Annotated in this window: 12 protein-coding genes; 5 read left to right on the forward strand and 7 right to left on the reverse strand. The window is 72.7% G+C overall.

Annotated features, from left to right (window positions below; genetic code table 11):
* Positions 1-501: 501 nt before the first annotated feature.
* On the reverse strand, positions 502-1872 hold the full coding sequence (locus AB4Y78_RS08735; RefSeq protein WP_007926464.1) for an amidase: 1371 nt from the start codon (positions 1870-1872) through the stop codon (positions 502-504).
* Positions 1869-2858 carry a D-2-hydroxyacid dehydrogenase gene (locus AB4Y78_RS08740; protein WP_007926465.1) on the reverse strand — a complete coding sequence of 330 codons (990 nt, stop codon included), beginning with the start codon at positions 2856-2858 and terminating at the stop codon, positions 1869-1871. Before AB4Y78_RS08740 ends, AB4Y78_RS08735 begins: the two co-directional genes overlap by 4 nt.
* Before the next feature lie 63 nt (positions 2859-2921).
* Here AB4Y78_RS08740 and AB4Y78_RS08745 point away from each other — a divergent pair, with 63 nt between their 5' ends.
* The gene (locus AB4Y78_RS08745; protein WP_007926467.1) at positions 2922-3587 is read left to right on the forward strand and encodes a GntR family transcriptional regulator; all 666 of its coding nucleotides are present in this window, start codon (positions 2922-2924) and stop codon (positions 3585-3587) included.
* A 59-nt stretch (positions 3588-3646) separates the two neighbouring features.
* Here AB4Y78_RS08745 and AB4Y78_RS08750 read toward each other — a convergent pair whose 3' ends face one another.
* Entirely contained in the window at positions 3647-4849 is a 1203-nt protein-coding gene (locus AB4Y78_RS08750) for a Glu/Leu/Phe/Val dehydrogenase dimerization domain-containing protein (RefSeq protein ID WP_441713363.1), read from the reverse strand.
* An 86-nt stretch (positions 4850-4935) separates the two neighbouring features.
* Here AB4Y78_RS08750 and AB4Y78_RS08755 point away from each other — a divergent pair, with 86 nt between their 5' ends.
* Complete coding sequence (locus AB4Y78_RS08755; protein ID WP_441713364.1) at positions 4936-5922, forward strand: LysR family transcriptional regulator; 987 nt, start codon at positions 4936-4938, stop codon at positions 5920-5922.
* On the opposite strand, the gene AB4Y78_RS08760 is transcribed toward AB4Y78_RS08755, so the two are convergent.
* The 3 genes from AB4Y78_RS08760 to AB4Y78_RS08770 are packed head-to-tail and all read right to left on the reverse strand — an operon-like array spanning position 5906 to position 7862.
* A complete protein-coding gene (locus AB4Y78_RS08760) occupies positions 5906-6523 on the reverse strand; it encodes a DUF998 domain-containing protein (protein WP_265230251.1) in 618 nt (205 codons plus the stop codon). The two genes, AB4Y78_RS08755 and AB4Y78_RS08760, sit on opposite strands and share 17 nt — an antisense overlap.
* Entirely contained in the window at positions 6520-6927 is a 408-nt protein-coding gene (locus AB4Y78_RS08765) for a hypothetical protein (RefSeq protein ID WP_441713365.1), read from the reverse strand. Before AB4Y78_RS08765 ends, AB4Y78_RS08760 begins: the two co-directional genes overlap by 4 nt.
* Entirely contained in the window at positions 6924-7862 is a 939-nt protein-coding gene (locus AB4Y78_RS08770) for an alpha/beta hydrolase (protein ID WP_441737055.1), read from the reverse strand. The genes AB4Y78_RS08765 and AB4Y78_RS08770 overlap by 4 nt, the downstream gene beginning before the upstream one ends.
* Positions 7863-7951: 89 nt before the next feature.
* On the opposite strand from AB4Y78_RS08770, the gene AB4Y78_RS08775 reads away from it, so the two are divergent.
* The 3 genes from AB4Y78_RS08775 to AB4Y78_RS08785 are packed head-to-tail and all read left to right on the forward strand — an operon-like array spanning position 7952 to position 10223.
* Complete coding sequence (locus AB4Y78_RS08775) at positions 7952-8590, forward strand: DUF3105 domain-containing protein (RefSeq protein ID WP_441713367.1); 639 nt, start codon at positions 7952-7954, stop codon at positions 8588-8590.
* A complete protein-coding gene (locus tag AB4Y78_RS08780) occupies positions 8587-9219 on the forward strand; it encodes a DUF305 domain-containing protein (protein ID WP_441713368.1) in 633 nt (210 codons plus the stop codon). The genes AB4Y78_RS08775 and AB4Y78_RS08780 overlap by 4 nt, the downstream gene beginning before the upstream one ends.
* 29 nt (positions 9220-9248) lie before the next feature.
* The gene (locus tag AB4Y78_RS08785; RefSeq protein ID WP_441713369.1) at positions 9249-10223 is read left to right on the forward strand and encodes a threonine ammonia-lyase; all 975 of its coding nucleotides are present in this window, start codon (positions 9249-9251) and stop codon (positions 10221-10223) included.
* Positions 10224-10264: 41 nt separating this feature from the next.
* Here AB4Y78_RS08785 and AB4Y78_RS08790 read toward each other — a convergent pair whose 3' ends face one another.
* Positions 10265-10816, reverse strand: a complete 552-nt coding sequence (locus AB4Y78_RS08790; RefSeq protein WP_441713370.1) for a GNAT family N-acetyltransferase — start codon at positions 10814-10816, stop codon at positions 10265-10267.
* Positions 10817-10836 lie beyond the last annotated feature (20 nt).

A 10836-nucleotide genomic window follows, 5' to 3' on the forward strand; every position in this document is an offset into this window, starting at 1 on the left:
CCCGTCAGACCGTCGCGGGCCCCCCCTCTGACGTCGTCCGATGCGCCGCGGGGTCCCGGACACCGTGCCGATCGGGCAGTGGGTCGACGGTCGCGGCCAGCGGCTCCACCGCGTGGTCGCCGAGGAGCTCGGCGACGGCGGGGGCGCCCCCCCGCCTGCTACTCGGGCACTGGCGCCTTCGTCCTCGGCAAGAGCCACCCGGCCGTCCGCACGCACGACAAGGGCCTGATCGCCAAGGGGCTACGACCGCCACCACCACGGCGACGGCTACCAGGCGGGCTCGACCTTCCGACGTACACCCGGCGCAACGTCCAGGACGTCCAGAGGGCCAGGGGCGGGTCCGGCGCAGACACCGACGGTTACCCCGGCCCCGACGAGCGGACCGTGTGCTTCACGCGCTGGATGCAGGCCGACGCCGACGGCAACTTCACCTTCCCGCGGCAGCGTCCGTACTTCTACACCTTCAAGGTGCGCTGAGGCACCGACCGTGCGGGCTCCGGGTCAGCCGGCCAGCACGCCCTCGACCCACCGCGCCGCGGCGAGGACGAGGCCGTCCGCGTGGCGCGGGCCGATGATCTGCAGGCCGACCGGCAGGCCGGCGGAGGTCGTCCCCACGGGGATGCTGATCGCCGGCTGCTGGGTCATGTTGAAGGGGTAGGTGAAGGGGGTCCACCGGGCCCAGTGCGTCATCCCGCTGCCCGGCGGGACGTCGTGCCCCGCCTCGAAGGCCGGGATCGGCATCGTCGGGGTGATGAGCAGGGGGTGCTGCTCGTGGAAGGCACCCATGGTGATGCCGAGCTGGGCGGCGACGGCCCGGGCCTCGAAGACGTCGATGCCGCTCACCGACTCACCGAGGTCCCAGGCCCGACCGAGTCCGGGGTCGATGGTCTCGCGGGCCCCCGGCATGGTCCGCAGGAGCGTCGCGGCACTGGCCCCCCAGAGCAGCTCGAAGGCGTCGAAGGGGTCGGCGAAGCCCGGGTCGGTCGCGGTGACCGGCATCCCTGCCGCGTCGATCGCCGCCACCGCGGCGTCGCACACCCGAGCGACCTCGTCGTCGACGTCGATCCACCCGAGGGTCCCCGAGTAGGCGACATGGAGCCCGGAGACGTCGCGGGTGGCCTGCTCGCGGAAGGGCGTCGACGGCACGTCGAGCGCCGTCGGGTCACGGGGGTCGGGCTGCGAGATGACGTCGAGGAGCAGCGCGGCGTCATCGACGGTGCGGGTCATCGGGCCGGCGTGCGCGAGGGGCCCGAAGGGGCTGGCCGGAAACATCGGCACCCGGCCGTGCGTCGGCTTGAAGCCGACGATCCCGCAGAAGGAGGCCGGGATGCGGATGCTGCCGCCGGCGTCGGTCCCGACGGCGACCGGCGCCATCCCGGCGGCAACCACCGCGGAGGCACCTCCGGAGGAACCACCCGCGGTCATCCGGGGGTCGACCGGGTTGCGCGTGACACCGGTGAGGGGCGAGTCGGTCACGCCCTTCCAGGCGATCTCGGGTGTCGTGTTCTTGCCGACGAGGACCATGCCGTCGGCGCGCAGACGAGCGGTGACCGGGGCGTCGACGTCCCACGCCTGGTCAGGGTCGATCGACCGCGAGCCGCGCAGGGTGGGCCACCCCCGGGTGAGGAAGATGTCCTTCATCGAGGTGGGCACCCCGTCGAGCAGCCCCTGGGGTGCGCCAGCCTGCCAGCGGGCCTCGGAGGCGCGGGCCTGCGCGAGGGCCCCCTCACGGTCGACGAGGCACATCGCGTTGACCTGCCCGTCGACCTCGTCGATGCGGTCGAGGACGGCCGTCGTCGCCTCGACCGGTGAGAGCTCCTTGGCGCCGTAGGCGGCGAGGAGCTCGACGGCGGTCATCTCGGTGGGCGTCATGCGGTGCTCCCGTCGGTCGGTACGTATCCCAGCGAGGTGTCGACGACGTGACGCAGCGGCTCGTCGTCGACCCACCGAGCGAAGTTGTCGGCGAAGAGGCGCACGAGCTCGTCCCGCCAGCCGATGAAGTCCCCGGAGCTGTGAGGGGTGATGTGCACCCCAGCCAGGTCCCACAGCGGGTGGTCCTGCGGGAGAGGCTCGGTGTCGAAGACGTCGAGAGCCGCGCCGGCGATCGTCCCGGAGCGCAGCGCGTCGACGAGGTCGTCGGTGACGACGGACTCCCCCCGACCGACGTTGATGAAGCGGGCGTGGTCGGGCATTGCGCGGAAGGCCGCTGCGTCGAACATCCCCCGGGTCGCGTCGGTGAGAGGGGCGATGCACACGACCCAGTCGGCAGCGGCGAGAGCGTGGTGCAGGTCCTCCTGCGCGGTCACGGTGCCGAAGTCGGGGTCGTCGTCACGGGCACGTCGGCCGGAGCCGGAGACCTCGACGCCGACTGCGCGCAGCAGCCGGGCGATCGCCCGGCCGATCTGGCCGGTGCCGACGACGAGTGCCCGCGTGCCGGCGACCCGCTCGGACTCGCGGTGCACCCACCGGTGGGCCTGCTGCAGCCGGGTCGACTGCGGCAGGTCCTTGGCGAAGGCGAGGACCTGGGCGAGGACGTACTCGGCGATCGAGGCGTCGAAGACGCCGCGCGAGTTCGTGAGCACGACGTCGCTGTCGCGCACCTCCGGCGAGAGGATCGCGTCGACCCCGGTCGAGGCGACGTGGATCCACTCGAGCGCGTCGGCGGCCGGCCAGGCGTCGGGGATGGCGGTGGAGAAGAAGTCGTAGGCGAAGAGCACCTCGGCTCCGGCGATCGCCTCGGGCAGCTCCTCGGCGGTCGCGTAGCGCACCTCTCGGGCGCGCTCGACGACCGGCGCCATGACCTGCTCGTCGGGGAGTTGTCCGTCGTGGAGCACCACGACCACGGGCTGGCTGGGCATGTTGACAACGTAGGAGCCGGGTTCATAGATTGTCAACAATCTGGCAATCACGAAGGCAGGGACATGCCCGTCAGCGATCTCACGCCCCACCCACGCCGCTCGACCGTGGAGTACCTCGCCGACGAGCTGCGCGAGGCGATCATGTCCGGTCGGCTGGAGCCGGGCGAGCAGCTGGGCGAGGCGGACCTCGCCGCCCGCTTCGAGGTCTCCCGTGGCCCGGTGCGCGAGGCGATGCAGCGACTGGTGTCCGAGGGGCTGCTCCAGGCGATCACCAATCGCGGCGTCTTCGTCAACGAGCTCACCCTCGACGACGTCCGCGACGTCTACCGCACGCGCTCGGTCATCGAGCGGGGAGCCCTCGAGATCGTCATCGCCGACCGACGCCGCGAGTCGACGGCCGACGAGCTCGAGCGCGTCGTCACCCGGATGCGACGGGCCGCGGCGAAGGGGGACGGCCCCGCCGTCTCGGACGCGGACCAGCACTTCCACGAGGTGCTCGTCGAGGCCTCGGCCAGTCCCCGCCTCATCCGCGCCATGCGGACCCTGATCGTCGAGACGCGCATGTGCTTGGGGGAGCTGCGCACGACCTACGGCGACCTCTGGACGCAGGTCGACGACCACGAGGCTCTGCGGCAGGCGATCCTCACCGCGCCGCCGGCCCGCGCCAAGGCGGCCCTCCAGGCGCACCTCGACGACGCCGTGCAGCGGATCGTCGCCAAGCGGGGCTGACGGCCGCGTCCGGCCGCCCCGACCGACCTGCCTCCGGCGGTCAGCGAGCCGAGCGGGACTCAAGGGATGACGATCTGCGCCCCCTCAAGGGCGCGCAGGTTGCTCGATGCCAGCGCAAACCCGCTCTGCCGCATGGGGATCCGGTCGCAGGTCCAGCGCTCGGCGAGGACTGCGACCTTGGCGCGCATCTCGGCCGAGAGGCGGTTGAAGGAGTCCCGGGGGTCGCAGCCGACCTGCCCCTGGAGCAGCCACCAGGCCCAGGCGGCAGCGCCGGCGTTGGCGATGAAGTCGGGCACGACGACGATGCCGCGCTCGGTGAGCGTGTCCTCGGCACCCCAGGTCGTCGCGGCATTGGCCGCCTCCACGACGACCCGCGCGACCACCTGGTCGACGTTGTCCTCGCGGATGGCGTAGGAGACGGCGGCCGGGACGAAGATGTCGGCCTCGATGCCGACGATCGCGTCGCGCGGCAGCTGCTGCACGTGTGCCGGCACCTGCGACCGGTCGATCTCGCCGTACTCGTCGCGCAGGTCGAGCAGCGCGGGCACGTCGAGGCCGGCCGGGTCGAAGAGGGTGCCGCGGGCGTCGGCGACGGCCGTCACCCGGGCACCCGCCTCGTGGAGGTACCACGCCGCGCCGCCACCCATCGTGCCGACGCCCTGGATCGTGATCGTCGTGTCCCGGGTCGCCCAGCCGAAGCCGTCGGCCGCGCCGAGGCAGGCCTCGGCGACCCCGTAGCCGCCGATGACGTCGCCGAGCGGGTAGCCGTCGGTCATGACCTCGAGCCCGGCCTGCACCCGGGCGAGGGTCGCCTCCGGCTGCGGCGAGCGCGAGATCGCCGCGTGGAAGGACTGCGAGAGGCCCACCTCGGCGAAGACGTCGTCGATGAGCTGCTGGGTCACGCCGAGGTCTTCGGCGGTGACCCACCGGCCGTCGAGCCACGGGCGCATCGCGGTGAAGAATCGCGTGAGCACACCGAAGGCCCGCGGGTCCTTGGGGTCGAAGTCGACTCCCCCCTTCGCTCCGCCGACGGGCAGGCCGAAGGCCGCCGTCTTGGTGGCCATGCCACGGGCCAGGTCGCCGACCTCGCTGATCGTGCAGCCGGCCCGCATCCGGGTGCCGCCGGTGGCGATGCCGCCGACGAGGGTGTGGACGACGAGGTACCCCTGCGCGCCCGTCACGGGGTCGACCCAGGTGATCTGGTGCTCGGGCTCGCGGTCGACGAAGTCGTGGGCCGGGTTGGTCGTGTGGGTCGCCGTCATGGTGATGACCGCCAATCTGAAAAGGGGGCGCAGTACGGCCAGCGTCAGCGTGTGACCCGCCTCACGTCCAGTTACAGAAGGTGCACGTGATCGTGCACCCGGCCTGCACGATCACGCGCCTCCCGCCCCAGCAGCGGGCCGCGGCCTACTGTGGGCGGATGGAGCTGTCCCTGCGACGCCTGCAGATGCTGCGCGAGCTGCACCGGCGCGGCACGGTGACCGCTGCCGCGCAGGCCCTGCACTACAGCCCGTCGGGCGTCTCCCAGCAGCTCGCCCAGCTCGAGCGCGAGGTCGGGGTCAAGCTCATCGAGCGCCACGGCCGGCGGGTCCAGCTCACCGAGCTCGGCCTGCTCCTGTCCGACCACGCCGAGGAGATCCTCGGCTCGGTCGAGCGCGCGACCGCCGCGATCGAGCAGGCCCAGTCGGGCATCACCGCCCGGCTGAGCGTCGGGGTGTGGGCGTCGGTGGCCTCGGGCCTGCTGCCCCGCGCGCTGTCCTCCCTCGCCGTCGAGCACCCCGGCATCCGGGTGCAGACGAGCGAGCTCGCCCCCGAGGAGACGGCCGACGCGGTGCGCGACGGGCTGCTCGACCTGTCCTTCGTCATCGACTACTCCGGTCACCCCCTCGACCGTGACCCGGCGCTGCAATGGTCGGTCGTGGCCGTCGAGCGCCTGCACGCCGCGGTGCCGGAGGGTGTCCTGTCGGGCGAGAGTGTGTCGCTCACCGCGCTCGCCGACTTCCCGTGGATCCTCGCCGGGCCGCGCTCGCACTTCGGCCGGGCGGTGCGGGTGGAGTGCCACGCCCACGGCTTCGACCCGCGGATCGTGCACACGGTCGAGGAGCAGTTCACAGCCCTGGCCATGATCGCGGGCGGCCTGGGCGTCACCCTGGTCTCCGACCTCGGGCTCACGCTGCTGCCTCCGGGCGTCGACGTCATCCCCCTCGACGAACCGATCCTGCGGACCGTGTCCATCGCCCAGCGGGCCAGCTCCACCCCGCGACCGTCGATCGACCTCTTCGTCGAGGCCGTGCGCTCCGCAGCCGCGGAGCAGGGCCTCACCGGGGTCGGCTGAGCAGCAGCGCGGCGCCGGCCCCGATCTGCCAGATGATGACGGCGTCGACGGCGAGCCGCTCCGCCAGCCCGAAGCCCCCCACCCCGACGAGGACGAGCGCGCATCCGAGCACGGAGACCGCGGCGCACGCCCCGGTCCAGGCAGCGAGCCCCCGGTGCCGAGCGGCCAGGGTCGCGGTGAGCGCGAGGAGCAGGAGCGTGCCGCCGCCGATGGCGAGGGCAGCGCCGAGGCCGTGCCCGTTGGCCCGCTCGGAGGTCAGCCCGGTGGGGACGAAGCCGACGACGACGGTCCCGATCCCGTGGGCGAGGGCGAGCGGCAGGACGAGCCACCGCCACCGCGGGACGAAGGGGGCGAGCACCACCGTCGCGAGCAGCACCCGCACGCCGGAGGCGACGAAGGTCGCATTCATCGCCGCGTACCGCGTCGACTCGCGCGAGCCCTCGCTGGTCCACATGACCTCGGGGACACCGAGGGTGCTGATCGCGTCATCGGTCCAGCTGTAGGGCAGACCCCGCCAGCCGGCGACGGCCCAGGCCTCGCCGAGCAGGTAGGCGACGGCGAGGAGGAGCAGCGCCCCGCCGAGCCGTCGTCGGGCGGTCATCCGGCCGAAGGGGGCTGCCCCGGGTCGTCGGAGTCCGTGTCCCCAGAGCTGGCGCCACCAGAGTCCGCGTCACCAGAGCCCGGGGCGTCGGTCGACTCGGACGCAGCCGCCGCAGGGTCGGGCCGCTGGTCGGCGACGAGGTCGACGCCGGCCGCCAGGCCGGAGCGGACCTTGCCGAGCAGGTCGGTGGCGCGGCCACCGGTCACCCGGTCGGCCTCGCTCTCGGCACGGGCGAGCAGCCCGTGGGCCTGCTCGCGGTGATCGTCGGCGTAGGTGCCGACGAGGCTGACCGCCTCCTGGGCCAGCTTCGCCGCCGCCGCCCCGGCGGTGGCGAGGTGCTTGTCCAACTCGAGGTCCTCGATGGCCTGGCGGGCGTCGCGCTTGCGCTCGGTCACGGGAGTCACGCCCCCTTCGTCGGGAGGTGGTCGTCGAGCCAGCCGATGACGAATCCGGTCACCTCGTCGCGGTTGGTCTCGTTGAAGAGCTCGTGACGAGCCTGCGGGAAGATCTCGAGGGTCACGTCCTGCACCCCGCCCTCTCGGTAGGCCTCGGCGGCGGCGCGCACCCCGGCCGCGGCCTTGCCGCCCACCGGGTCGTCCTCGCCGGAGATGACGAGGAGCGGCAGGTCGCTCGGGACGCGGGCGGCGAGCTCGCCCAGGCGGTTGACCCCACCGAGGAGGTCAGCGAAGAAGCCGGCGGTGAAGACCCCGCCGCAGCGCGGGTCGTCGACGTACTTGCGCACCTCGTCGGCATCGCGGCTGAGCCAGTCGAAGTCGGTGGCCACGGGCTTGAAGGCCTTGTTGTACGACCCGAAGGTCATGGCATTCATCAGGCGCGACGTCGCCCGACGTCCCCGGACCCTGCCCTCGACGGTCGCGAGGGCCTGCCCGACCTTGCCGAGGAGGCCCGGGTCGGCAGCGGTGCCGCTGAGGACCGCGCCGGCCAGGTCCTGGCCGTAGCGGGTGATGAAGTCGCGGCCGAGCAGCGAGCCCATGGAGTGGCCGAGGAAGAAGACGGGCAGCCCGGGGTGGGCCTCCCGCAACGCCTTCAGCACCGTGTGCATGTCCTCGACGGCCGTGTCCCAGCCGTGGTCGTCGGCGAAGTACCCGCGGTCGGCCGTCTCGGTCGAGGTCTCGCCGTGCCCACGGTGGTCGTGCATCCAGGCGACGTAGCCGGCGTCGGTGAGCGCCCGGGCGAGGCGCTCGTAGCGGCCCGAGTGCTCGGCCATGCCGTGCGCCAGCTGCACGGCCCCCTTCGCGTCGCCGTCGGGCAGCCAGGTGCGGACGAAGAGCGGCAGCCCGTCTTGGGGGGAGGTGAGGGTCGTCGTCTCTGAGCGCATGCCGTCACACTAGTGGGCGGCACCCCCAGCCAGCCTTCAGTTGACGGTGCAATAATCCGAGCCGGCCCGACCACCAGCCCGAGGGACACATGAGCAAGCAGTCGAAGACCCCGTCCGCGCGCGAGCAGCGGCTCGCCGAGGCCCGCAAGCAGGCGCAGAGTGCCGAGCGGCGCCGTTCGCTGATCCTCGCCGGCGCAGCAGCACTCGTCATCGTCTTCATCGCCGGCGCGGTGGGCTGGGCCATCCTCAGCGAGCGGGACGACCGCCAGGCGCAGGGCGACCTGTCCGGCGTCAAGACCTACGAGTACTCCGGCGGCAACCACGTCGAGGGCAAGGTCGACTACAAGGAGTCGCCGCCCGTCGGCGGCGAGCACAACGCGATCTGGCTCAACTGCGGCACCTACGACGTACCGCTGCCCAACGAGCACGCCGTCCACTCCCTCGAGCACGGCGCCGTGTGGATCACCTACGACCCCGAGCTGCCCGAGGCCGATGTCAAGAAGCTCGACCAGGCGCTGCCCGACACCTACACCCTCCTCTCCCCCTACGAGGGCGACATGGACAGCAAGATCGTCCTGTCCGCCTGGGGCCACCAGCTGTCCGTCGACTCCGCCGACGACCCGCGGATCAAGGGCTTCATCAAGGAGTACCGCCAGGGTCCGCAGACCCCCGAGCCGGGCGCTGCCTGCACCGGTGGGGTGACCCCCAAGACGAGCCTGGTCAAGTGACCCCCCGGGTCGTCGTCGCGGCGCTCGTGGCCCTCGTCGTCGGTCTCGTCGGCGGGCTGGCCATCAGCCGGGCCGGCGGCGACGACCTGCCGGCCGACGACAGCGTGGCCGCGGGCTTCGCCCGCGACATGCAGACCCACCACGACCAGGCCGTCGAGATGTCGTGGATCATCTACGACCGCACCGACGACAGGTTCGTCCGTTCGCTCGCCTACGACATCGCGCGGACCCAGTCCCACCAGTCCGGGCAGATGGCCGGCTGGCTGCAGGCGTGGGGGCTCTCGCCGACCGGCGACGGCGAGCAGATGGGGTGGATGAAGGGCCTCGGCCACGCCCACGGCGACGAGGCGAGCGAGCTCACCGACGACGGGCTCATGCCCGGCATGGCCTCGGCCGAGGAGCTGACCAAGCTCGAGGGCCTGCGCGGCAAGGAGGCCGAGGTCTACTTCCTCCAGCTGATGATCCGCCACCACAAGGCGGGCGTGCCGATGGCCGAGGCCGCCCGCGACTACTCCAGGAACCGCGCCGTCGAGACGCTCGCCCAGTCGATCATCACCAGCCAGACGAGCGAGGTCGAGACGATGACCACCATGCTCGAGGAGCGCGGCGCCGAGCCACTGCCGGGGTGATCTCGCGGGCGTAGCGGCAGGATGTCCACATGGACTTCGGCATCGAGACGATCAGGGCGGCAGCGCAGCGAATCGAGGGCCGGGTGCGGCGCACGCCCCTGCTCTCCTCCCCGATGCTCGACGAGCTCTGCGGCGCGAGGGTGCTCGTCAAGGCCGAAGCCCTGCAGCTCACCGGGTCCTTCAAGATCCGCGGTGCGCTCAACACGCTGCTTTCGCTGACCGAGGCGGAGCGGGCGGCGGGTGTGCTCGCCTTCTCCACCGGCAACCACGGGCAGGCCGTCGCCGCCTCGGCCCGGATGACCGGCGCGACGGCGACGATCGTCATGCCGCAGGACGCGCCGCAGATCAAGGTCGACGGCTGCCGCTGGTGGGGCGCCGAGGTCGTCTTCTACGACCCCGCGACACAGGACCGCGAGGTCGTCGGTCGCGAGCTGGTCGAGCAGCGTGGGCTCACCCTCGTGCACCCCTACGACGACCCCCGGGTGATGTCCGGCCAGGGCACCGTCGGGCTCGAGATCGTCGACCAGCTGCGCGAAGGGGGCCACGCCCCCGACGCGGTCATCGTCCCGTGCAGCGGTGGCGGGCTCTCGTCGGGCGTCATCACGGCGGTGCGGGACACGCACCCGGGGGTGGCCCCCTTCGTCGTGGAGCGGGACGGCTACCCCAAGATGGCGCGCTCGCTCGTCTCCGGCAGGGTGGAGAAGGTGCCGGCGGTGCCGGTCTTCCTCGATGCGATCGGCTCGCCGACGGTCGGCGAGCACACCCTCGCTGCCCTGTCCCGGCACGGGGTGACCGGGCTCGAGGTCACCGACGACCAGGCGCGGGTCGCGATGCGCGAGGCTGCCCGCACGCTCAAGCTCGTCGTCGAGCCCGGCGGCTCCGCGGCGCTGGCCGCGCTCATCGCCCAGAGGGAGTGTTTCGCCGGGCAGACCGTCGTCGTCGTGGCGAGCGGCGGCAACGTCGACGCCCCGGTCATGGCCGAGGTGCTCGCCCACGCTCCCTGAGGAGGCCTCCCGCTCGAGGCCCGCCGTCGCGCTCGCGTGGTCTACTCGCGCACGATGCCGGCCAGCTGGTCGGCTGTCAGCTCGCGGTCGGCGTAGACGAGCCGGACGGCGTCCGGGTCGGGATGGTCGGCGTCGGGGCCGCGGTGCTGGAGGGCCAGGCCGAGCTTGTCCGCGACTCGCCGGGAGGCGTGGTTGTGCTCGAGGAGATAGGCGACAACGGGCACGTCGCGCACACTGGGCGCCGCCTCGAGGGCGGGGCGGGCGGCCTCGCTGGCGAGACCCTGGCCGTGGGTCTCGGCGGCGAAGCGGTAGCCGAGGTTCCACCACTGCGCGCGCGGCGAGCACCCGACGTGACCGATGACGGCGTCGTCGTCGTGGCGACGCACGACCCAGGTCCCCAGGCCGACGTCCCGCCAGGCGAGGGCCCAGGCGTCAAGCATCCGCCCGGTCTGTTCGACCGTCGTGTGGCGCAGCGACGGGAAGTGCGTCCACACCCTCGGGTCGGAGTAGATCGCGAAGAGCTCGGCCAGGTCGTCGCGGCTCGGGCGGTCGAGCCGCAGCCGCTCGGTCGTCAGGTGACGCAGGTCGGTCATGGACCGAGTCCACCACGGCG

The organism is Janibacter sp. RAF52, from assembly GCF_052114035.1.
Taxonomy (GTDB): Bacteria; Actinomycetota; Actinomycetes; order Actinomycetales; family Dermatophilaceae; genus Janibacter; species Janibacter hoylei.